This is a genomic window from Streptomyces sp. NBC_01775, from assembly GCF_035917675.1.
Lineage (GTDB): Bacteria > Actinomycetota > Actinomycetes > Streptomycetales > Streptomycetaceae > Streptomyces.
In genome coordinates this window covers 3,012,490-3,033,347 of sequence record NZ_CP109104.1, presented here as the reverse complement: position 1 = coordinate 3,033,347, position 20,858 = coordinate 3,012,490, and the positions used below count along the sequence as shown (strand labels likewise).

The following is a 20,858-nucleotide window of genomic DNA, read 5'->3' as shown; positions in this document are numbered from 1 at the left end:
CTTCGACGGGAGGTTTGTCCTCAGTGCCGGGGCTACGCTCGTCCCTCGACGACAGACGACCCCCGATTTCCCCGGAGTACACCACATGCAGTCGAACGACGCTCGCATGCTGCTGCATTGCGCCGTCCCGACCGCCGTAGCCGGTGTCGTGGCCGCAGTGTTCAGCGGCGTGTTCGCAGGCGGTAAGGGAGCGATTGGCGCGGCGGCTGGAGCGCTGGTGGTGATCCTCTTCATGGGCCTGGGCCTTTACGTCCTCCAGCGGACAGCCAAATCCTTTCCTCACCTCTTTCAGGCGATGGGCCTGCTGCTCTATACGACGCAGATCCTGCTGCTCTTCGTCGTGCTGGTGGTCTTCAGGGATACGACCCTTTTCGACACCCAGACCTTCGCTCTCACCTTGCTCGGCGGCACCGTTGTATGGGTTGCCGCCCAGGGCAGGGCGCATATGAAGGCGAAGATCATGTACGTGGAGCCGGACTCCGGCAACGGCGGCAAGGCCGCGAACGCGACCGACGGCGGTGCAAAGGCCGCCGCCTCGGGGGCGAATTCGTGAGGCCCCTGACGCCAGGGCCACGTAGGGGCGGGATAAGCGCTCGTTCGAGCAACTGCTATCGTCCGGTGCCAACTGCGGCGCAGCAGACGGGGGCCGCGGGGTTTCCACCAGTTCCGGATCACACGGGACGGATCGGACACCCTCGCACCCTGATCAGCCGCCGCCCCCGATTCGTAAGACCCAGACCAGTGCCGTTCCGTGGCAGCACGCCGCGCCGACACAACGAGGTAGCCGTTTTCATGCGCCATGCAGAAGGAGCCCGCGGTGAGTGCTGACCAGATGCTCGCCTTTGAGACCGACTGCCACCTTTTCAGTGGCTGCGGCTTCGAGGCTCCAGGGCTCCACTCGTTCGTCTTCGAGCCGATGTTCAGCGTCGCCGGATTCGACTTCAACAAGCCGATGCTGCTCGCTCTTGTGGGCACGCTCGCCATCGTGTGGTTCTTCTGGGCCGCGTTCAACAAGCCCAAGCTCGTGCCCGGCAAGATCCAGATGGTCGGTGAGGCCGGCTACGACTTCATCCGCCGCGGCGTGGTCTACGAGACGATCGGCAAGAAGGAAGGCGAGAAGTACGTCCCCCTGGTGGTGGCGCTCTTCTTCTTCGTCTGGGTGATGAACCTCTGGTCGGTCATCCCGCTCGCGCAGTTCCCCGTGACGTCGATCTTCTCGATTCCGCTCGGTCTCGCGCTGGTCGTCTACATCCTCTGGGTCGGGCTCACCTTCAAGCGCCACGGATTCGTCGGCGCCTTCAAGAACTTCACCGGTTACGACCCGTCGCTGCCCGGTGCGGTGCGCCCGCTCGTCATGACCATCGAGTTCTTCTCGAACCTGCTGGTGCGCCCCTTCACCCACGCGGTCCGGCTCTTCGCGAACATGTTCGCGGGTCACATGCTGGTGGTCCTCTTCACCATCGCGACCTGGTACATGCTCAACGGCATCGGCATCGCCTACTCGGCCGTCTCCTTCGTGATGACGGTCGTGATGATCGCCTTCGAGCTGTTCATCCAGGTCATCCAGGCGTACGTCTTCGTCCTGCTGACTTGCACCTACATCCAGGGCGCGCTCGTCGAGGAACACTGAGCAACCCCTCCCCGTACACCCCTAGATGTCCGGCGGCCAACCCCCGCCGGTCCGTACAGAGAAGGAAGTAACGGCATGTCCGCTGCTCTCGAAATGGTCAACCTCGCCGCCGAGGCCAAGGGCGTCACCGGCAACCTCGGTTCCGTCGGTTACGGCCTCGCGGCCATCGGCCCCGGCATCGGCGTCGGCATCGTCTTCGGTAACGGCACGCAGGCCCTGGCCCGTCAGCCCGAGGCCGCCGGTCTGATCCGTCAGAACCAGATCCTCGGCTTCGCCTTCTGTGAGGCGCTGGCCCTCATCGGCATCGTCATGGGCTTCATCTTCCGTAGCTGAGACACCGAGCGCACTGACTCACATTCCGACGGAAGGCACTGACGTGAACGCCTGGGTACACATGGCGGAGACCGAGGTTCCGCAGAACCCGCTCATCCCGCCGATTCCCGAGCTGGTCATCGGCCTGATCGCTTTCGCCATCGTCTTCTTCTTCCTGTGGAAGAAGCTCCTCCCCACCATCAACAAGGTGCTGGAAGAGCGTCGTGAAGCCATTGAGGGCGGCATCGAGAAGGCCGAGGCGGCTCAGCAGGAAGCGTCCGACGTACTCCAGCAGTACAAGGACCAGCTCTCGGAGGCCCGCCACGAAGCGGCGCGGCTGCGTGCCGAGGCGCAGGAGCAGGGTGCGGCCCTCATCGCGGAGATGCGCGCCGAGGGCCAGCGGCAGCGTGAGGAGATCATCGCCGCCGGTCACTCGCAGATCGAGGCCGACCGCAGGCAGGCCGCGCAGGCGCTGCGCCAGGACGTCGGCAAGCTCGCGACCGACCTGGCGGGCAAGCTCGTCGGCGAGTCCCTTGAGGACCACGCCCGGCAGAGCCGCACCATCGACCGCTTCCTCGACCAGCTCGAGGAAAAGGCCGAGGCCGGCGGAGCCGCCCGATGAACGGAGCGAGCCGTGAGGCGCTTGCCGCCGCACGCGAGAGCCTGACCGCGCTGACCGACTCCACACCGGTCGACGCCACCACGCTCGCCGACGAGCTCGCGGCCGTGACCACGCTGCTGGAGCGCGAGGTCTCGCTGCGCCGGGTCCTCACCGACCCGGCGCGGGACGGGGAGGCCAAGGCCGGCCTCGTCACCCGCGTGCTGGGCGAGCAGGTCGGCGGCCCCGCCGTCGACCTGGTGGCCGGCATGGTGCGCTCCCGCTGGTCGTCGTCGCGCGACCTGGTCGACGCCGTCGAGGAGCTGGCGGACTACGCCGACCTCGTGGCCGCGGAGCGGGACGGCTCGCTGGACGACGTGGAGGACGAGCTGTTCCGGTTCGCCCGGACGGTCACCTCCTCCACCGAACTGCGCTCTGCGCTGTCCGACCGGACGGCGCGGACCGAGGCGAAGGCCGCACTGCTGCACACGCTGCTGGGCGGCAGGGCCAGGCCGGCCACGGAGCGGCTGGTGACGCGCCTTGTGACACAGCCGCGGGGACGTAGCCTGGAGGGTGGATTCGATGCCCTCACCCGGCTCGCCGCGGAGCGTCGCAATCGTTCGGTCGCCGTCGTCACCTCGGCGGTGCCGCTCAGCGACCGCCAGCGGCAGCGCCTCGCCGACGCACTCGCCACGATGTACGGCCGCCAGGTTCATCTGAACCTCGACGTGGACCCCGAGGTCCTCGGCGGCATCACGGTGCGGGTGGGCGACGAGGTCATCAACGGCTCCATCGCCGACCGTCTTGATGACGCACAACGGCGCATGGCCGGCTGAAAACCAACTCAACAAGCATGAACGCGGCCCGAGTTGGGCCGTACAAGGGAGACGGGGGAGAAGACGCCCCCCGGAGCCCGAAGGAACTTACGGGCCCAACAAGGAGAGCAGGGAACCCAGATGGCGGAGCTCACGATCCGGCCGGATGAGATCCGGGACGCGCTGGAGAACTTTGTCCAGTCGTACACGCCGGACGCGGCCTCGCGCGAAGAGGTCGGTACGGTCAGCGCTGCCAGCGATGGCATCGCGAAGGTCGAGGGGCTGCCCTCGGTCATGGCGAACGAGCTGCTGAAGTTCGAGGACGGCACCCTCGGCCTCGCCCTCAACCTCGAGGAGCGCGAGATCGGTGCCGTCGTCCTCGGTGAGTTCAGCGGCATCGAAGAGGGCCAGCCGGTGCACCGTACCGGCGAGGTCCTGTCGGTCCCGGTCGGCGACGGCTACCTCGGCCGTGTCGTCGACCCGCTGGGTGCACCGATCGACGGGCTCGGCGAGATCGAGACCGAGGGCCGCCGTGCCCTGGAACTCCAGGCGCCCACGGTCATGGAGCGCAAGTCGGTCCACGAGCCGATGGAGACGGGCTACAAGGCCGTCGACACCATGACCCCGATCGGCCGCGGCCAGCGTCAGCTCGTCATCGGTGACCGCCAGACCGGCAAGACCGCGCTGTGCGTCGACACGATCATCAACCAGCGCGACAACTGGCGCTCCGGCGACCCCGACAAGCAGGTCCGCTGCATCTACGTCGCCGTCGGCCAGAAGGGCTCCACCATCGCGTCCGTGCGCGGCGCGCTGGAGGAGGCGGGCGCGCTGGAGTACACCACCATCGTGGCGGCCCCGGCGTCCGACCCGGCCGGCTTCAAGTACGTCGCCCCCTACACCGGCTCGGCCATCGGCCAGCACTGGATGTACCAGGGGCAGCACGTCCTGATCGTCTTCGACGACCTCACCAAGCAGGCCGACGCCTACCGCGCCGTCTCCCTGCTGCTGCGCCGCCCGCCGGGCCGTGAGGCGTACCCGGGTGACGTCTTCTACCTGCACTCCCGGCTGCTGGAGCGCTGCGCCAAGCTCTCCGACGAGATGGGCAAGGGTTCGATGACGGGCCTGCCGATCGTCGAGACCAAGGCGAACGACGTGTCGGCGTTCATTCCGACCAACGTCATCTCCATCACCGACGGCCAGTGCTTCTTGGAGTCGGACCTGTTCAACGCGGGCCAGCGGCCGGCGCTGAACGTCGGTATCTCCGTCTCCCGTGTCGGTGGCTCGGCCCAGCACAGGGCGATCCGGCAGATCACCGGTTCGCTCCGGGTGGACCTGGCGCAGTACCGCGAGCTGGAGGCGTTCGCCGCCTTCGGCTCCGACCTGGACGACGCCTCCAAGGGCGCGCTGGAGCGCGGCAAGCGGATGGTCGAGCTGCTCAAGCAGTCGCAGTACGCGCCGTTCGCCACCGAGGACCAGGTCGTGTCCGTGTGGTCCGGCACCAACGGCAAGATGGACGATGTCCCGGTCGAGGACGTCCGCCGCTTCGAGCGCGAGCTGCTGGACTACATGCACCGCGAGAACCAGGGCCTGCTGACCAGCATCCGCGAGGGCGCGAAGATGTCGGACGACACCGTCCAGACCCTCGGTGAAGCGGTCGAGGCGTTCAAGACCCAGTTCGAGACCTCGGACGGCAAGCTCCTGGGCGAGGGCTGAGCATGGGTGCCCAGCTCAGGGTCTACAAGCGGCGGATCAAGTCCGTCACTGCGACCAAGAAGATCACCCGGGCGATGGAGATGATCGCCGCCTCGCGCATCGTCAAGGCGCAGCGCAGGGTGGCGGCCTCCGAGCCGTACGCGACGGAGCTGACCCGTGCGGTCACCGCCGTCGCGCAGGGTTCCGACACCAAGCACCCGCTGACCACCGAGGCGGAGCGTCCCACGCGGGCTGCCGTGCTGCTCATCACGAGCGACCGGGGTCTGGCGGGCGGCTACAACTCCAACGCCATCAAGGCGGCGGAGCGGCTCAACAAGCGGCTGACCGACGAGGGCAAGGAGATCGTCAGCTTCATCGTCGGCTCCAAGGGCGTGTCCTACTACGGCTTCCGCGGCCGGCCGGTCGAGAAGTCGTGGTCCGGCTTCACGGACAACCCGACCTACGGGGATGCCAAGGCCGTCGCCGCGCCGCTGATCGACGCGATCACGGCGGAGACCGGCGAGGGCGGTGTGGATGAGCTGCACATCGTCTACACCGAGTTCATCTCGATGATCACGCAGACCCCGGTGGACAACCGGATGCTGCCGCTGAGCTTCGGGAAGGACGCCCAGGAGGCGGACGTGGAGACGGCGAAGTCCGGCTCCGCGATCATGCCGCTGTACGACTTCGAGCCGTCGGCCGAGGACGTGCTGGACGCGCTGCTGCCGCGCTATGTCGAATCCCGGATCTACAACGCCCTGCTCCAGGCGGCGGCCTCCAAGCACGCTGCCACGCGCCGGGCGATGAAGTCGGCGACCGACAACGCCGAAGATCTGATCAAGTCGCTGACGCGGCTTGCCAACGCGGCCCGCCAGGCCGACATCACCCAGGAAATCAGCGAGATCGTCGGTGGGGCGAGCGCGCTGGCTGACGCTAACGCGGGGAGTGACCGCTAACCATGACCACCACAGTTGAGACGGCCGCTGCGACGGGCCGCGTAGCCCGGGTCATCGGCCCGGTCGTCGACGTGGAGTTCCCCGTCGACGCCATGCCGGAGATCTACAACGCCCTGCACGTCGAGGTCGCCGACCCGGCACAAGAGGGCAAGAAGAAGACCCTCACGCTGGAGGTCGCGCAGCACCTGGGCGAGGGCCTCGTCAAGGCGATCTCGATGGAGCCCACCGACGGTCTGGTCCGCCAGGCCGTGGTGACCGACACCGGCGAGAGCATCACCGTGCCGGTCGGCGACGTCACCAAGGGCCGGGTGTTCAACACCCTGGGCAAGATCCTGAACGAGCCGGAGGCCGAGTCGGAGATCACCGAGCGGTGGTCCATCCACCGCAAGGCCCCCGCCTTCGACCAGCTCGAGTCCAAGACCGAGATGTTCGAGACCGGCCTGAAGGTCGTCGACCTGCTGACCCCGTACGTCAAGGGCGGCAAGATCGGCCTGTTCGGCGGCGCCGGCGTCGGCAAGACGGTGCTCATCCAGGAAATGATCATGCGTGTGGCCAAGCTGCACGAGGGCGTTTCCGTGTTCGCCGGTGTCGGCGAGCGCACCCGTGAGGGCAACGACCTGATCGAGGAGATGGCCGAGTCCGGCGTGCTGCCGCAGACCGCGCTGGTCTTCGGTCAGATGGACGAGCCGCCGGGCACCCGTCTCCGGGTCGCGCTGGCCGGTCTGACCATGGCGGAGTACTTCCGCGATGTGCAGAACCAGGACGTGCTGTTCTTCATCGACAACATCTTCCGCTTCACCCAGGCCGGCTCCGAGGTCTCCACCCTGCTCGGCCGCATGCCCTCCGCGGTGGGCTACCAGCCGAACCTGGCGGACGAGATGGGTGTGCTCCAGGAGCGCATCACCTCGACCCGCGGTAACTCGATCACCTCGATGCAGGCGATCTACGTCCCCGCGGACGACCTCACCGACCCGGCCCCGGCCAACGTGTTCGCCCACCTCGACGCGACCACGACCCTGTCCCGGCCGATCTCCGAGAAGGGCATCTACCCGGCGGTCGACCCGCTGGACTCGACGTCCCGGATCCTGGACCCCCGCTTCGTCTCGCAGGAGCACTACGACTGCGCGGAGCGCGTCAAGGGGATCCTGCAGAAGTACAAGGATCTCCAGGACATCATCTCGATCCTCGGTATCGACGAGCTGTCCGAGGAGGACAAGCTCACCGTCAGCCGTGCGCGCCGTATCGAGCGCTTCCTGTCGCAGAACACCCACGCGGCGAAGCAGTTCACCGGCCTCGACGGATCCGACGTCCCGCTGGACGAGTCGATCACGGCCTTCAACGCGATCGCCGACGGTGAGTACGACCACTTCCCGGAGCAGGCGTTCTTCATGTGCGGTGGCCTTGACGACCTCAAGGCCAAGGCGAAGGAGCTGGGCGTCTCCTGACGCCCTTCCGCGCACAGCCGTGCACCCGCGCGCCTCAGCGCGCCGTGGTGCGCGGCCGTGCGCGGGCTGTGCTCCGCTGCGGGGGCGGGTGTGAGTACCTGCCCCCGCGCCGCACCCCTTATCCTTTCCCCATCCCAGTCTGAGGAGCCACAGTGGCTGAGCTGCACGTCGAGTTGGTCGCCGCCGACCGTAAGGTCTGGTCGGGCAAGGCCAGCCTGGTCGTCGCGCGCACCACCTCGGGTGATATCGGCGTCATGCCCGGCCACCAGCCGCTGCTCGGTGTGCTGGAGTCCGGCCCCGTCACCATCCGCACGACAGGTGAGAGCGGCGACGGCACCGTCGTCGCCGCAGTGCACGGCGGTTTCATCTCCTTCGCCGAAAACCAGCTCTCCTTGCTGGCCGAGGTCGCGGAGCTGACCGACGAGATCGATGTCGAGCGGGCGGAGCGCGCGCTGGAACAGGCCAAGTCCCAGGCGGACGCCGACGCGGAGTTGCGTGCCGATGTCCGGCTGCGAGCGGTGACGGCCGTTCGCTGACGTTTGTCGCGTCGTCACTGTCGCGTCACGACGACACTCAGCCGCGGGTGGTTCCGGAATTCTCCGGGGCCGTCCGCGGCTGACGCCATACAGAAGCGGTTGAGCGACCCGCGGGTTTCGGGGTCCCGGAGTAAGCGAGGAGGTCGGTGAAGATGGTCCTCGCTCTGTTGCTGTGCGGCGCGGTCGTCCTGCTGGTGTTGGCGGGGCTCTTCGCCTTCGGGGTACGCAGGCGGCTCATCCAGCGCTCCGGAGGAACGTTCGACTGCAACCTGCGGTGGGAGGTGTCCCAGCAGGAGGCGGAGGAGCCCTCCGGCAAAGGGTGGGCCTATGGAATCGCCCGCTACAACGGTGACCGGATCGAGTGGTTCCGCGTCTTCTCCTATGCCCCCAGGCCCCGCCGCCATCTTGTGCGCGGGGCCATTGACGTTCTTGAGCGCAGGTCGCCTCTCGGCGAGGAGGAGCAGGCGCTCCTCTCGGACGCCATCGTGCTGGCCTGCGCCGTCGGGCCGGAGCACACGCGGGTGGAGCTGGCGCTCAGCGAGGACGCCCTGACGGGCTTTCTGGCCTGGCTGGAGGCGGCGCCTCCCGGGCAGCGCGTGAACGTGGCCTGATGAGGCGAGGCGGCCTGCGGCCGGCGATCTCTGGCTGTTCCTGGCTGTCCCTGGTTGTTTCCGACCGGTCCCTGGCGCGCTGTGCCCGCCCGGCCTTCAGCCGAGCAGCGCCGCGATCACTACCAGCATGGGCACCGAGAGGATCGTCGAGAGCAGGATGGACTCGCGGGCCAGGCGGGTGGCCACGTTGTAGCGGCTGGCGTAGGTGAAGAGGTTCTGGGCCGAGGGCAGGGCGGCGGTGACGACCACCGCGAACAGGGCCCGGCCGTGCAGCCCGAACAGGGCCGTGCCCAGGAGCCACGCGGTGGCCGGCTGGCCGACGGCCTTGAGCGCGACGGACAGCAGCATCGGCCCCCGGTCGCTCCCGCGCCCCGGCAGCGCGCTCCCGTACAGCGATATGCCGAAGGCGAGCAGCACCGCAGGCACCGACATCGCGCCGATCAGCTGGAAGGGCTCCATGACGGGGTCGGGCAATTCGCGGCCGGTCGCCGCCACGGCCACCCCGCTGAGGGAGCCCAGCACGATCGGGTTGCGGAAGGGGCTGGTGACGCGGCGCAGCACGCTGCCGCCCCCGCCGGAGGCCGAGACGTCGAGAACGGCCAGGCCGATGGGCGTCATCAGCAGCAGCTGGAAGAGCAGCACCGGGGCGACGAGCGAGGCGTCGCCCAGCACATAGGCGGCGACGGGGATGCCGAGGTTTCCGGCGTTCACATAGCTGGCACACAGCGCGCCCACCGTCGTCCGCCCCAGGGGCCAGCGGCGGAGCGCGCCCACGGCGGCGTAGAGGCCGGCCATGGCGAAGGTGCACAGCGCGGTGATGGCCAGCGGCGCGGAGACCAGCAGCGACAGGTCCGCCTGTGCGAGGGTCTCGAACATCAGCGCGGGGCTGGCGACATGGAACGCGAGCTTCGTCAGTACCTCGCGGCCGTTGTCGCCGAGCAGGCGATAGCGGCCGAGAACGTAGCCGGTGCCGATGACGGCGGCGATGACGGCGAAGCCGGTGATCACGCCGGACACGGCTGACCTCCCCCTGTGCGGTGTACGAGACCCCTCTGCGGCGTACGAGACTCGCTCAATTGTCCGCTCGGGGGAGGGGGCCGCGGCAGGGGCCCCCGGTTCGCCGCTGGTCAGGGGCCGGTCTGTGGTGGATTGTGAGTTGGCCTGTGGCGGATCGGGACCCGTTGGAGGTGTGACGGATCGGGACCCGCTGGAGGCGTGGATCGGGACGTGGTTCAGGGCGCTGGGATGCCCAACTCCTGGGCCAGTACGGCGGCCTGGGTCCTGCTCCGCAGCTCCAGCTTGGCGAGGAGCCTGCTGACGTGGGTCTTGACGGTGGCCTCCGCCATGCTGAGGCGGCGGGCGACATCGGCGTTGGACAGTCCCTCACCCAGGCAGCCGAGCACCTCGCGCTCCCTGCGCGTCAGGTCGTCGAGGCCGGGCGGCGCCTCGGCCGACGGGCGTGCGAAACCCTGGGCACCCGAGGCGAACTCGGCGATCAAGCGGCGGGTGACGGCGGGGGCGATCATGCCCTCGCCCCGGGCGACCGTACGCACCGCCTCCACCACGGCGGCGGCCTCGCTGTCCTTGAGCAGGAATCCCGAGGCGCCGGCACGCAGCGCCCCGAAGACGTACTCGTCCAGGTCGAAGGTGGTCAGCACCAGCACATCGGCCAGCTCGTCACCGGTGATGCGGCGGGTGGCGGTCACCCCGTCGAGGCGGGGCATCTGGACGTCCATCAGTACGACGTCTGGGGAGAGTTCGCCCGCGAGCCGCACCGCCTCCTCGCCGTCGCCCGCCTCGCCGACGACCTGGATTCCCGGCGCGTTGCGGAGGATGAGGACGAGACCGGCACGTACGGACTGCTGGTCCTCGGCGACCAGGACGCGGATGACCGCGGAGCGTTCGGTGTGTTCGGCGCCGGAGTCCGTCACTGGGTCCCCTCCCTGTGCTGATGGCCTGCGATGTTGGACGGTCTCACTGCTGCTGGATCCTCTCGGGTGTCTCCTCGGGGGCGGGCAGTACGGCTCGCACCTCCCAGAGGTGGTTGCCGCCGGGGCCGGTCGCCGGGCCCTCGTCGGCGCCCGTTGTGGCTTCCGCCGCGGCCTGCGACGTGGACTCCGTCATGGGGCCCGCCGCCAGCTCGCCGTGCAGCAGTTCGACCCGTTCGCGCATGCCGATGAGCCCCGCGCCGGCTCCCGGGGCGCGGGGATCGCCGTCGCCGCCCTTGCCGGTGAGGGCCGGGTCCAGGGGGCTGGTGACCTTCAGGTACAGCGCGTCCGTACGGTCGAGTTCGACGGTGACCGGTCCGGGTGAGGCGTGCTTGAGCGCGTTGGTGACCGCCTCCTGGATGACGCGGTAGGCCGCCAGCTCCACGGGTGCGGGCAGCCTGCCGGCCTTGGCGCGCCGGTCCCGGAGAGTGAAGGTACGGCCGTCGCCCGCCGCGGCGCGGGCCCGCTCCAGGAGGGCCTCCAGGCCGTCGAGGGAGGGGGTGGTGGCGGGCTCGTCCGCGCCCTCGGCGTCGCGCAGCAGACCGATGAGACGGCGCATCTCGGCGAGGCCCTGCACGCTGTTCTCGCGGATGACGCCGAGCGCTTCCCTGGTGGCGTCGCCCGTCGCGTCGGGGCCTTCGGCTCGGTGGAGCCCATCGGGCCCGTCGGGCCCGCCTGCGGTCTCCGGTGCGGCCTTCTGGAAGGAGAGCGCCGCCGTGGAGTGGATGGCGATCGCCGAGAGGTGGTTGGCGACCACGTCGTGCAGCTCGCGGGCCATGCGGGAGCGCTCGGCGTTGATCGCCTGGGTGCGGTCCATCTCGGCCAGCAGCGCGGTCTGTTCGGCCCGCAGCCGCTCGGTGGCCGCCTCGTCCCGGTGATCGCGGATGATGACACCGGTCCAGGCGGGAAAGAGGACGACAGCGCCGCAGGCCCCGGCGATCAGCAGCATGTCGGCCCGCTGGAAGGCGGCCAGCAGACCGGCCGAGACGACGATGGTGAAGACCACCGAGCCGCGCAGCACCACCCGTGAGAGCCGGGCCGAGCCGTAGAGCACGGCGGCGTACAGCACGTCCGTGAACAGCCCCAGCGTCGCCAGCAGCGAGCCCACCAGCAGGTCGGCGACCTCCGCCAGGATGCCGAGTATCAGCGCGTACGGCTGCGACGTACGGCGCCCGAGCGCCGCCAGGCACATCGCCGCCAGCGGCACCAGCACCAGCCAGCGCGGGCCGCGCTCCAGGGCAGGGGCGCTGGTGAGGCCGAACGACCACAGCAGCAGGCCACCCGCCGCACCGGCGAGCGCGATCAGCGCGTCGTCGCGGTGCGGGCGGTACGCGCGGAGCGCGCGTACGGCTGCGGCTGCGGTCATGGCCCCATCCTCGTGCCCGGACCCGCGCGTGCCCCTGCGGCTCGCGCCCAACGGGCGGGCGGTACGACGTGGTCAGACTAGGCGGCTGCCGGTGCGGTGATCGTCCTTCGCCCGGTCGAACGGGGGAGGGAGCGACTGCATCCTTCGATGCAGTGGGCCGCGCCGGGGATCGTCACGTGCGACGACGTGCGAGGGGTCTCTCACGGGTGACGCTGTAGATGCCTGATCCGCACCGGACATCGCTCGACCGAGGCCGGACGCTGATCAGCGGCGGATACCGACACCGGAAGAACCAGGGGGCGCTCACCATGATCGTGACGCTGATCATCATCTCCGAGGCAGCCTTCTGGGTGCTGCTCGCCGGGGGGCTCGCGCTGCGCTATCTCGCGCGGATGCCCCGCACGGGCGCCGTCGTGCTGCTGTGCGAGCCCCTGGTGGAGGTCGTGCTGCTCGTGGTGACGGCCATCGACCTGAAGAACGGCGCCGAGCCGGACTGGAAGCACGGGATGGCCGCCGTCTACGTCGGCTTCACCGCCACCCACGGGCACTACATGATCAAGTGGGCCGACGGCCACGCCGCCCACCGCCTCGGCGGCGGCCCGCGCCCGGCCAAGCCCCCGCGCTACGGAATGGCGCGCGCATGGCACGAGTGGAAGATGTCGGCACGCGCGATCGGCGGGGCCGCCATCGCCGCCGGGCTGCTCCAGCTCGCGGTCTGGTACGTCGGCGACCCCGGTCAGACCGAACCCCTGCACGAGTGGCAGACCCGCATGGGCGGTGTCTGCGTGATCGCCGTCATCATCGCGATGAGCTACACGATCTGGCCGAAGCGGACCAAGGGCGGTGCGGACAGCGCGGCCGAGCCCCCCGCCGAGCGGCCCTCCTCCGCCAAGGTCCTCCGGTAGGCGGCGAGTTCCTCCGCCGGGCGGTGTGTGTCCGGATGCTGGGCGCCGAGTGACGGGTGCTGGGTGACGGGTGCTGGGCGCTGGGCGCCGGGTGACGGGTGCTGGGTGACGGGTGCTGGGCGCTGGGCGCCGGGTGACGGGTGCTGGGTGACGGGTGCTGGGCGCTGGGCGCCGGGTGACGGGTGTGGCGGGCCCCGGGTGTGGCGGGCGCCGGCTGCCAAGGACCGGGGAAAACCGGTGCGTATCCGGCGTCCGGCCACGTAGGCTCACGATCCGTTCACGGCGCCCGGCCGGCTCCGGCGCGCGCCGGGGAACCGGCCGAGTCGCACCCGGCGAGCCTGGCCGAGCCGACCGATCCGGAGGCCGTACGCATGGACGAACGGGCGCTGCTCGCCCTCTCCGACGGACTCGTCACCCGCTCCCGCCTCGTACGGGAATTGACCGCGCTGGGCCTCACCCGCGGTGACACCGTCATGTTCCACACCCGCCTCTCGGCGCTCGGTTACGTGCCCGGCGGCCCCCTCACCGTCATCGCGGCGCTCCGCGAAGCCCTCGGCGAGAGCGGCACACTGCTGGCCTACAGCGGCTGGAACGACGCGCCGCCCGTGGACTTCGTGGACTGGCCCGAGCCCTGGCGGGAGGCGGTGCGCGCCGAACACCCCGCCTTCGACCCGGAGCTGAGCGAGGGCACGCACGACAACGGGCGGCTTCCCGAGGCGTTGCGCCACACCCCCGGTGCGCTGCGCACCAGGCACCCCGACAGCTTCGTGGCGCTCGGCACGCGGGCCGAGGCGCTGGTCGGCGAGGTGCCCTGGGACGACCCGTACGGGCCGAAGGGCGCCCTGGGCCGGCTGGTCGCCGCCGGTGGCCGGGTCCTGCTGCTGGGCGCACCGCTGGACACCCTCACGGTGCTGCACCACGCCGAATCCTTGGCCAACGCCCCCGGCAAGCGGTACCTCAGCTACGAGGTACCCGTCCTGGACGCGGAGGGCCGACGGGTGTGGCAGCGCTACTGGGACGTCGACACGGAGGACGAGGCGTTCGACTACACCCTGGCGCCCGTGCCAGAGGGCGAGTGGCCGTTCACCGCCATCGCCCGCGAGGCGCTCGCGGCGGGAATCGGCATACGCGGCACGGTCGGTGCCGCCGAAAGCCATCTGTTCGAGGCGCCGGACCTCGTCCGCTTCGCTGTCGCCTGGATCGAACGGCACATCCAGCGCTGACCGGCGAGCCATCGCCGGGCCCCACTCATGCGCCGGGCCCCATCACTCGCCAACCCTCCTCACGAGCCGGCCCCGGTCACGCGCTGGGATCGCGGGCCGGGGGCGCCTTGGAATCCGGCTTCTTCAGCGCGGCCAGCGTCGCGCGGGTGTCCGTCTTGAGCATCCGGACCACGGCTGCCGGCGTCGGAGGCTTGATCTTCTCGTCCGGTCCGCTGCCGACCCAGCTCCACCGCATCTCGTACGTCATCCAGCCCGCGCGTACGGCCAGTGTCGCGCTGCCCAGCGTCGATTCCCGCTTCTCCCGTACGAGATACGCCTCGTCGCCGAAACCCCCGACCGGTGTGACCGTGTAGTCGTAGGGGCCGGTGTCCTGGTCCTCCCAAGTGCGCTGCTCGGAGGCGAACTCCCGGCTCGGGTCCGACCGTTTGTGCCAGGTCGCGGAAGCGGCCAGCGCCGCGACCGCGGGAGTGCGTGCCGCTTTGCCGAGCGTGCGCGAGCAGTCGCTGACGTCCAGCCCCTTCTGCCGCGAGGAATAGCCGGCGTCCGGGTATCTACCCGACCGCTCGGATATCTCGTACTTCGCACGGAACGACGTGATTTCCGCCGCCTCGCACATGTTGCGGTGGAAGCGGTAGCCCCGGAAATCCGGGTGTGAGGCCGGAGCTGAGGCCGAGGTCCGGCCGGATCCCTTGTCGTCGGCCGGCGTACCCGTCGCCATCAAGGTCGCCGCCCAGGTGACCGAGGCGAGCACCGCACCGCCGAGCGCCCACAGCCAGCGCGGCCCCATGCCCTGTGACGGCGGCGACGGGGGGCCGGGGGGCGGCGTGGGCGGACCGGGCGGACCGGGGACGGCAGGAGGTCCCGCGTAGGGGTTGGGGTACGCGGGCATCGCCGTGGAAGTGGGCGGCTGTTGTGCGTACGGCTGCTGCGGCTGGGCCCCCGGTATCGACATGCGCCGAAATCTACCCGCTCACCCCGCAAGGCGGCTCAGCGGTTTTCGGAAAGCCCCGAGGCGAAGGCGTCGAGCGCGGCGAGGGTGCCGACGGCATCAGTGTGTACATGCCCCGCCATGCCCAGTTCGCGCGCCGCTTCCACGTTTGCGGAGACGTCGTCCACGAAGAGTGAGCCGGCGGCGGTGGCGCCCAGCAGCTCCAGAGTGTGAGTGTAGATGCGCGGGTCCGGTTTGGCGTATCCCACCTCGCAGGAGAGCACGGCCTCGTCGGCGGCCCCCAGCCGGTCCGCGAGGTTGGGCCGGGCATCCGGCCACGCGTTGCTGACGAACGCGGTGCGCGCCCTGCCCCGCAGCCCCGCCACGGCCGCCAGCAGCTGCTCGTCCCACACGGGCCGGCCCGCCAGGTCCTCCCGCACCTCGGCGACGGCCGCCTCGTCCAGCCCGAGGCGCTCGCGTACGAGAGCCCACCAGTCGGCGTTGCTCATCCGGCCGATGAGCACCTGGTCGTCGTTGCCCTCGTAGACGGCCGTGATGAAGTCCCGCTCGGATATGCCCAGCCTGGCGGCCCACTTGGCCGCGGTGGCGGGCAGTTTGTCCGCGACGAGCACTCCGCCCAGGTCGATGAGCAGCGCCGCACGTCCCGCGCTCACCGTTCGCCGCCCGGCACCCACAGCACGTCGCCCACGGCCTTGTTCGCGGCGCGGGCGAGGATGAACAGCAGGTCGGAGAGGCGGTTGAGGTAGGTCGCGGTCAGCGGGTTCATCGTCTCGCCGTGCTCCTCCAGCGCGGCCCAGGTGGAACGCTCGGCCCTGCGGACGACCGTGCACGCCTGGTGCAGCAGGGCCGCGCCGGCCGTGCCGCCGGGCAGGATGAAGGAGCGCAGCTTCTCCAGGTCCTCCAGGAAGCGGTCGCAGTCCGCCTCCAGCTTGTCGACGTAGCTCTGCTCGACCCTCAGCGGCGGGTATTGCGGGTCCTCGACCACCGGTGTGGACAGGTCGGCACCCACGTCGAACAGGTCGTTCTGCACCCGCACCAGGACCGTGCGCATCTCCTCACCGAGGTCACCCAGCGCGAGGGCGACCCCGATCGCGGCGTTCGCCTCGTTGGCGTCCGCGTACGCCGCGATGCGCGAGTCGGTCTTGGCGGTGCGGCTCATGTCGCCGAGCGCCGTGGAGCCCTTGTCGCCGGTTCGGGTGTAGATCCGCGTGAGGTTAACCATGAGGCGAGCGTAGCCCGCCGGGCCGGTCACGGAAGGGCGCCTGGCCAGCCGACGGCCGAGGCGGTGCCGGGCCGCGTGCGTCCCGTGATCGAGGACTCGCTGCCCGGGGCGGGCGCCGTCGCCGCGAGCGCTTCACCCGGACAGGCAGGACGTGAGCCCTCGCCAAGCTCGACGTCTTCGAGCTTGGTGAGGGGCGCCGGTCGCCGCCCCGGGTCGCCGGTCGCCGGCAAACCGGCCACCGGCAAACGCTCAAGTACGCGACCACGCCCGGCTGACGCGGCACGCACATCCTGAGCGCCCCCCGGTGTGATGTCCGCCATGTGAGACGTGATACGTGTCTCTTCCCCGCCCACGCCCTACCGGGAAGCGCTAATGTCCGCCCAACGGACGGTTATTCACGGGTGTGTACGGCCGGGAAGCGCGCAGCGAGTACGCGTGGCGGGTGTGACCGCCCGGTGGGACGAAGTGAGGGTGAAGAACGTGGCGAAGAAGCTCGCCGTCATCGGGGCCGGACTCATGGGCTCCGGAATCGCGCAGGTCTCCGCACAGGCGGGCTGGGACGTGGTCCTCCGCGATGTGACGGACGAGGCGCTCGCCCGGGGCACCGACGGAATCAAGGCGTCATACGACAAGTTCGTCAGCAAGGGCAAGCTGGAATCCGCCGACGCGGAGGCCGCGCTCGCCCGTATCACCACCACCACGGACCTGGAGGCCGCGGCCGGAGCCGACCTCGTGGTCGAGGCCGTCTTCGAGAAGATCGAGGTCAAGCGGGAGATCTTCGCCACCCTCGACAAGCTGGTGGACGAGCACACCGTCCTCGCCTCCAACACCTCCGCGATCCCGATCACCAAGATCGCGGCGGCCACCGAACACCCCGAACGGGTCGTCGGCACGCACTTCTTCTCGCCGGTGCCCATGATGGGCCTGTGCGAGCTGGTGCGCGGCCACAAGACCAGCGACGAAACCCTCGCCACCGCACGGGAGTTCGCCGAGTCCGTCGGCAAGACCTGCGTCGTCGTCAACCGTGACGTCGCCGGCTTCGTCACCACCCGCCTCATCTCCGCGCTCGTCGTCGAGGCCGCCAGCCTCTACGAGTCCGGGGTCGCCTCGGCCGAGGACATCGACACCGCCTGCCGGCTCGGCTTCGGCCACGCCATGGGTCCGCTGGCCACCGCCGACCTCACCGGCGTGGACATCCTGCTGCACGCCGCCGAGAACATCTGGACCGAGTCCAAGGACGGCAAGTTCGCGCCGCCCGAGCTGATGCGGCGGATGGTGGACGCGGGTGACCTGGGACGCAAGAGCGGACAGGGCTTCTACGAGCACTGAGAAGACCTTCCACGAGCACTGAGACCTTCCGCGAGCACAGAGACCACGTTCCACGAGCACCGAGACCACGAGCACGGCGGGACACTCCGGTGTCCCGCCGCGCCAGCCGTCCGCCGTCCTCGCCCACGAGGGTGAAAGTCGGTATCGGTCTGGACACGGACGGCAACTTCACTGCCGCTGCCGCAGTCAGTTGTGGTGGGACAACAACGTGTAAAGGTCCACGCACCGGACAACAAACCAACCGGATATCAACCCAGGAGCGCATATGCACATCAGGGGCGACCACGCCGAGCTGGTCGTCGGAGGTCGTCTCGACGTCCGCAGCGCGGCGGACGCCCGAACGGTCCTGCACGCCGCCGTCGACTCGGGCGACGGCGATCTCGTGCTCGACCTCGCCGAGCTGGACTCGTGGGATGCCACGGGCCTCGGTGTCATCATGGGCGCACACCGCCGCGCCGGACGCTGTGGCAGGAGGCTCGTACTGCGTGAAGTGCCCCCGCAGATGCAGCGCCTGCTGATGGCCACACGGCTCCACCGGATTCTCGCGATCGAATCAGCGGCGGTACCCTCCGGCCGGAGGAGGCCGGAAGGAACCGCGGCACCGGAGGAACCCGGCGGAAGGGCCGGAGCTGTTTCGTCCGGTTCCCGGAAGTCCGACGTCCGAATCCTCACAAAGCCATGACGTACGGGCCCGCACCGCGTGCCGCCGGTTCCTGGACAATGGTCCTCGAGCTGCGCCGCCCCGGCTGTTGAGGCGCGGCACCGTTCTCTGGGGGCGACACCATGGATCCACAAGGCAGCGAGCGTTACGAGCACGGACCGGGCAGCCAGGGGCGCGCACGAGCCGTGCAACTCGTCGCTGACGAATACCTGTTGACGGTCAACCCCGTCGACGGCAGCGAGATCGAGCCGTGCCCGCCCGGTGAACAGCTCGACCGGCCCGTCAAACTTCCCCCGGACCAGCGCCCCGCCCCCGCCGGGGCCCACGCTCTCCCCGTGCCGCCCTCGCCCCCGCCCTTCCTGGAGCGCGACGAGGAGCGCGAGCGGCTCACCAGGCTCCTCTCGCGGGGCCGCTCCGTACGGCTCACCGGCCCGGCCGGCTCCGGGCGCAGCACCCTGCTGGATGCCGTCGCCGAGGACGTCGCCGCCCTCGCCCCCGACGGCGTCGTCCGCCTCAGCGGCTACCACCGCACCCCCAGCGACCTGCTGTACGAGCTGTACTCCGCCGTCCACCGCGCCCCGCTGTACCGCCCTGGCAAGGCCGAACTGCTCCAGGCGCTGAGCACCGTGGGTGCCGTCGTCGTCGTGGACGACCTGGAATTCGGCGGCGCCGCGCTGGACGAGGTGCTGCGCTCCACACCCGAATGCGCGTTCCTGCTGGCCGCCACCCCGGACGTCGCCGCACCCGCGGCCGACTCCCGCGTCGAGGAGCTCTTCCTCGCCGGGCTGAGCCGTACCGCCTGCCTGGAGCTGCTGGAGCACGCCGTGCACCGCCCGCTCACCGACCAGGAGGCGGACTGGGCGGGCGACCTGTGGTTCGGCTCCGAAGGGCTGGCGCTGCGCTTCGTGCAGGCCGGAGCGCTGCTGCGCCTCCAGGGCAGCTCCGGCGTCATCCCCGCGCTGACCGACGACACCGCGCTCGCGCCCCTGCTGGCCGCGGCGCTGCCGGAGTCCGGGCTCCAGACCCTCCGCCTGGCCCTCGCGCTCGGCGGCGAGCTGCCGCACGCCACCCACCTGCCCGCCCTCACCGGCGACCAGCAGGCGGACGACTGCCTGCCCGAACTGCTGGCCCACGGCCTCATCAGCCCGGCAGGGGACCACTTCAGGATCGCCCCGGGAGTCGCCGAGCAGCTCGCCGAGGCGGGCTACGCCGAAGGCGCCGAGGACTACGCGCTCGCCGCGACCCAGCACTACACCTGGTGGGCGGGCCATCCTTCGGTCACAGCGGGCCGCGTCGCCATCGAGTCGGCACCCGTTCTCGCCGCCATACGGGGCGCACAGCGCGGCGGCAACCCCAACGCGGCCGTGCTGCTGTCCCGCACCGCGGCGCCGGTGCTCGCAGCGGGGCTGCGGTGGAGTGCCTGGGAGCGCGCGCTGCGCTGCGGCCAGGAGTCCGCCAGGGCATCCGGAGAGATCGCCGAAGAGGCGTACTTCCACCACGAGCTGGGCGTCCTGGCGCTGACCACCGGCAACCCCGAGCGGGCCCGCGCGGAGCTGGAGGCCGCCATAGCGCTGCGCGGGACGCTCGCGGAACAGCGCGGCATCGTCGCGGGGCGCCGGGCCCTGGCGCTGGTGACCGACCGGCTCGCGGGCGGTACGGCGGGGGCGCGGACCGGAGGTCCGGCATCCTCCGGTGCCTCGTTGCCGTCGTCCGGATACTCGTCCGGGGCGGTGACGGGCAGCGCTGCTGACGCCCCCGGGGGCGCGGGAGGGACGGCCCCGACGCCCCACGACGGCGTGCCCGTCAGCGCGACCACCGGAGTAACGGCCTCGGTGCCGTCCGCTGCCGCCCGGCATCCGGAGAGCGAGACGCTGGTCGCCGCTTCAGGTGGCACGGCGGGCGGTATGGCGGCCGGCGGCGCCGGGAAGCGCGGTGGGGCGCACGGAGGGCCGTCGCGCTGGGCGGCCTTCACGAGCAGCAAGCGGAACGTGGCGGCGGCGGGCGCCGGCGCCCTGCTCGCCGCCGTGCTCGGCACCATCGTCACCCTGGGCGCCGCCTCCGAGGACGGTAAGCCCGACACCGTACGGCCCGACCACTCGACCTCCCAGGAGGACGATGAGGACGGGGTCACGGCCGACCGCCCGCCCAAGGAAGACGGCTCCGGCAGCACCTCTGGGCAGCCCGCGGCCGGACCCGGCTCGCGCGTCCCCGGGGCGGGCCGGACCTCGGCCGGGAGCAGCAATCCGGACACGCGTGAGCCGAGTTCGCCCCGTGATTCCTCCAGCGCGTCGGAGGATCCCTCGAACGACCCCGGCAAGCCGCCGTCCTCGCCCCACGACCCGCCCTCTTCCCCCGACGACCCGCCGTCCTCACCGGATGACCCGCCGTCCTCCCCCGACCCCACGCCCACGCCGACCGACGACCCGACGACGCAGAAGCCGCCGTCCGGGACGTCGGGCGGTGACGCCGGCGGGAGTGGCGGCGGCGGTGGCGCGGACAGCGGCACCCGACGCGGGGACGTGCCGAGCGGGCAGGGAACGCCGGACGAGGCGGCGTAGGCAGCGGGTAGGCGGCGCGAATGCGGTGCGAAGACGGCGTGGCGGGCGTGGCCGCGTAGGCG

General features: G+C 70.6%; 21 protein-coding genes. 15 read left to right on the top strand and 6 right to left on the bottom strand.

What is annotated here, in order from left to right; translation table 11 throughout:
• The first annotated feature begins 85 nt into the window (after positions 1 to 85).
• From OHB04_RS13455 to OHB04_RS13410, 10 genes are all read left to right on the top strand, one after another.
• Entirely contained in the window at positions 86 to 553 is a 468-nt protein-coding gene (locus OHB04_RS13455; protein WP_326687922.1) for a hypothetical protein, read from the top strand.
• Positions 554 to 799: 246 nt separating this feature from the next.
• Positions 800 to 1,630 (top strand): F0F1 ATP synthase subunit A, encoded by an 831-nt coding sequence (gene atpB, locus OHB04_RS13450; protein WP_326687921.1) that lies wholly within the window; start codon positions 800 to 802, stop codon positions 1,628 to 1,630.
• A gap of 75 nt (positions 1,631 to 1,705) precedes the next feature.
• Complete coding sequence (gene atpE / locus OHB04_RS13445) at positions 1,706 to 1,963, top strand: ATP synthase F0 subunit C (RefSeq protein ID WP_016469811.1); 258 nt, start codon at positions 1,706 to 1,708, stop codon at positions 1,961 to 1,963.
• A 61-nt stretch (positions 1,964 to 2,024) separates the two neighbouring features.
• Positions 2,025 to 2,564: a F0F1 ATP synthase subunit B gene (locus OHB04_RS13440; RefSeq protein ID WP_326692715.1), complete on the top strand. Its 540-nt coding sequence runs from the start codon at positions 2,025 to 2,027 to the stop codon at positions 2,562 to 2,564.
• The gene (locus OHB04_RS13435; RefSeq protein ID WP_326687920.1) at positions 2,561 to 3,376 is read left to right on the top strand and encodes a F0F1 ATP synthase subunit delta; all 816 of its coding nucleotides are present in this window, start codon (positions 2,561 to 2,563) and stop codon (positions 3,374 to 3,376) included. The genes OHB04_RS13440 and OHB04_RS13435 overlap by 4 nt, the downstream gene beginning before the upstream one ends.
• A gap of 120 nt (positions 3,377 to 3,496) precedes the next feature.
• Positions 3,497 to 5,068, top strand: coding sequence for a F0F1 ATP synthase subunit alpha (atpA, locus tag OHB04_RS13430; RefSeq protein WP_326687919.1), 1,572 nt, complete (start codon positions 3,497 to 3,499; stop codon positions 5,066 to 5,068).
• Between the two features lie 2 nt (positions 5,069 to 5,070).
• The gene (locus OHB04_RS13425; protein WP_326687918.1) at positions 5,071 to 6,003 is read left to right on the top strand and encodes a F0F1 ATP synthase subunit gamma; all 933 of its coding nucleotides are present in this window, start codon (positions 5,071 to 5,073) and stop codon (positions 6,001 to 6,003) included.
• A 2-nt stretch (positions 6,004 to 6,005) separates the two neighbouring features.
• Positions 6,006 to 7,448: a F0F1 ATP synthase subunit beta gene (atpD, locus tag OHB04_RS13420; protein WP_326687917.1), complete on the top strand. Its 1,443-nt coding sequence runs from the start codon at positions 6,006 to 6,008 to the stop codon at positions 7,446 to 7,448.
• A 152-nt stretch (positions 7,449 to 7,600) separates the two neighbouring features.
• On the top strand, positions 7,601 to 7,984 hold the full coding sequence (locus tag OHB04_RS13415) for a F0F1 ATP synthase subunit epsilon (RefSeq protein WP_326687916.1): 384 nt from the start codon (positions 7,601 to 7,603) through the stop codon (positions 7,982 to 7,984).
• 152 nt (positions 7,985 to 8,136) lie between these two features.
• A complete protein-coding gene (locus tag OHB04_RS13410) occupies positions 8,137 to 8,595 on the top strand; it encodes a DUF2550 domain-containing protein (RefSeq protein WP_326687915.1) in 459 nt (152 codons plus the stop codon).
• A gap of 96 nt (positions 8,596 to 8,691) precedes the next feature.
• On the opposite strand, the gene OHB04_RS13405 is transcribed toward OHB04_RS13410, so the two are convergent.
• The 3 genes from OHB04_RS13405 to OHB04_RS13395 form a co-directional block, all read right to left on the bottom strand.
• Positions 8,692 to 9,612, bottom strand: coding sequence for an AEC family transporter (locus OHB04_RS13405; protein WP_326687914.1), 921 nt, complete (start codon positions 9,610 to 9,612; stop codon positions 8,692 to 8,694).
• A gap of 215 nt (positions 9,613 to 9,827) precedes the next feature.
• The gene (locus OHB04_RS13400; protein WP_326687913.1) at positions 9,828 to 10,526 is read right to left on the bottom strand and encodes a response regulator transcription factor; all 699 of its coding nucleotides are present in this window, start codon (positions 10,524 to 10,526) and stop codon (positions 9,828 to 9,830) included.
• A 43-nt stretch (positions 10,527 to 10,569) separates the two neighbouring features.
• Positions 10,570 to 11,949, bottom strand: a complete 1,380-nt coding sequence (locus OHB04_RS13395; protein WP_326687912.1) for a sensor histidine kinase — start codon at positions 11,947 to 11,949, stop codon at positions 10,570 to 10,572.
• Between the two features lie 308 nt (positions 11,950 to 12,257).
• On the opposite strand from OHB04_RS13395, the gene OHB04_RS13390 reads away from it, so the two are divergent.
• Together OHB04_RS13390 and aac(3) are read left to right on the top strand one after the other, a co-directional pair.
• Positions 12,258 to 12,854, top strand: a complete 597-nt coding sequence (locus OHB04_RS13390; RefSeq protein ID WP_326692714.1) for a hypothetical protein — start codon at positions 12,258 to 12,260, stop codon at positions 12,852 to 12,854.
• Between the two features lie 371 nt (positions 12,855 to 13,225).
• Positions 13,226 to 14,077 (top strand): aminoglycoside 3-N-acetyltransferase, encoded by an 852-nt coding sequence (gene aac(3), locus OHB04_RS13385; RefSeq protein ID WP_326807508.1) that lies wholly within the window; start codon positions 13,226 to 13,228, stop codon positions 14,075 to 14,077.
• A gap of 76 nt (positions 14,078 to 14,153) precedes the next feature.
• Here the strand turns inward: aac(3) and OHB04_RS13380 are convergent, their stop codons facing one another.
• From OHB04_RS13380 to OHB04_RS13370, 3 genes are read right to left on the bottom strand one after another with little or no spacing between them, the layout of a single operon-like run.
• Positions 14,154 to 15,029, bottom strand: coding sequence for a hypothetical protein (locus OHB04_RS13380; RefSeq protein ID WP_326687910.1), 876 nt, complete (start codon positions 15,027 to 15,029; stop codon positions 14,154 to 14,156).
• Positions 15,030 to 15,064: 35 nt separating this feature from the next.
• Complete coding sequence (locus OHB04_RS13375; RefSeq protein WP_326807507.1) at positions 15,065 to 15,679, bottom strand: HAD family hydrolase; 615 nt, start codon at positions 15,677 to 15,679, stop codon at positions 15,065 to 15,067.
• Positions 15,676 to 16,248 (bottom strand): cob(I)yrinic acid a,c-diamide adenosyltransferase, encoded by a 573-nt coding sequence (locus tag OHB04_RS13370; RefSeq protein WP_326687908.1) that lies wholly within the window; start codon positions 16,246 to 16,248, stop codon positions 15,676 to 15,678. Before OHB04_RS13370 ends, OHB04_RS13375 begins: the two co-directional genes overlap by 4 nt.
• A gap of 480 nt (positions 16,249 to 16,728) precedes the next feature.
• Here OHB04_RS13370 and OHB04_RS13365 point away from each other — a divergent pair, with 480 nt between their 5' ends.
• From OHB04_RS13365 to OHB04_RS13355, 3 genes are all read left to right on the top strand, one after another.
• Complete coding sequence (locus OHB04_RS13365; protein ID WP_326687907.1) at positions 16,729 to 17,577, top strand: 3-hydroxyacyl-CoA dehydrogenase family protein; 849 nt, start codon at positions 16,729 to 16,731, stop codon at positions 17,575 to 17,577.
• Positions 17,578 to 17,842: 265 nt separating this feature from the next.
• Entirely contained in the window at positions 17,843 to 18,259 is a 417-nt protein-coding gene (locus OHB04_RS13360; RefSeq protein ID WP_405805590.1) for an STAS domain-containing protein, read from the top strand.
• A 101-nt stretch (positions 18,260 to 18,360) separates the two neighbouring features.
• Complete coding sequence (locus tag OHB04_RS13355) at positions 18,361 to 20,796, top strand: ATP-binding protein (RefSeq protein ID WP_326807506.1); 2,436 nt, start codon at positions 18,361 to 18,363, stop codon at positions 20,794 to 20,796.
• Positions 20,797 to 20,858: the final 62 nt, after the last annotated feature.

Coding starts and splice junctions, on each gene's coding strand:
- OHB04_RS13455 (WP_326687922.1), top strand. CDS start 86: ATGCAGTCGAACGACGCTCGCATGCTGCTGCATTGCGCCGTCCCGACC.
- atpB (WP_326687921.1), top strand. CDS start 800: ATGCAGAAGGAGCCCGCGGTGAGTGCTGACCAGATGCTCGCCTTTGAG.
- atpE (WP_016469811.1), top strand. CDS start 1,706: ATGTCCGCTGCTCTCGAAATGGTCAACCTCGCCGCCGAGGCCAAGGGC.
- OHB04_RS13440 (WP_326692715.1), top strand. CDS start 2,025: ATGGCGGAGACCGAGGTTCCGCAGAACCCGCTCATCCCGCCGATTCCC.
- OHB04_RS13435 (WP_326687920.1), top strand. CDS start 2,561: ATGAACGGAGCGAGCCGTGAGGCGCTTGCCGCCGCACGCGAGAGCCTG.
- atpA (WP_326687919.1), top strand. CDS start 3,497: ATGGCGGAGCTCACGATCCGGCCGGATGAGATCCGGGACGCGCTGGAG.
- OHB04_RS13425 (WP_326687918.1), top strand. CDS start 5,071: ATGGGTGCCCAGCTCAGGGTCTACAAGCGGCGGATCAAGTCCGTCACT.
- atpD (WP_326687917.1), top strand. CDS start 6,006: ATGACCACCACAGTTGAGACGGCCGCTGCGACGGGCCGCGTAGCCCGG.
- OHB04_RS13410 (WP_326687915.1), top strand. CDS start 8,137: ATGGTCCTCGCTCTGTTGCTGTGCGGCGCGGTCGTCCTGCTGGTGTTG.
- OHB04_RS13395 (WP_326687912.1), bottom strand. CDS start 11,949: ATGACCGCAGCCGCAGCCGTACGCGCGCTCCGCGCGTACCGCCCGCAC.
- OHB04_RS13390 (WP_326692714.1), top strand. CDS start 12,258: ATGATCGTGACGCTGATCATCATCTCCGAGGCAGCCTTCTGGGTGCTG.
- OHB04_RS13380 (WP_326687910.1), bottom strand. CDS start 15,029: ATGTCGATACCGGGGGCCCAGCCGCAGCAGCCGTACGCACAACAGCCG.
- OHB04_RS13370 (WP_326687908.1), bottom strand. CDS start 16,248: ATGGTTAACCTCACGCGGATCTACACCCGAACCGGCGACAAGGGCTCC.
- OHB04_RS13360 (WP_405805590.1), top strand. CDS start 17,843: ATGCACATCAGGGGCGACCACGCCGAGCTGGTCGTCGGAGGTCGTCTC.
- OHB04_RS13355 (WP_326807506.1), top strand. CDS start 18,361: ATGGATCCACAAGGCAGCGAGCGTTACGAGCACGGACCGGGCAGCCAG.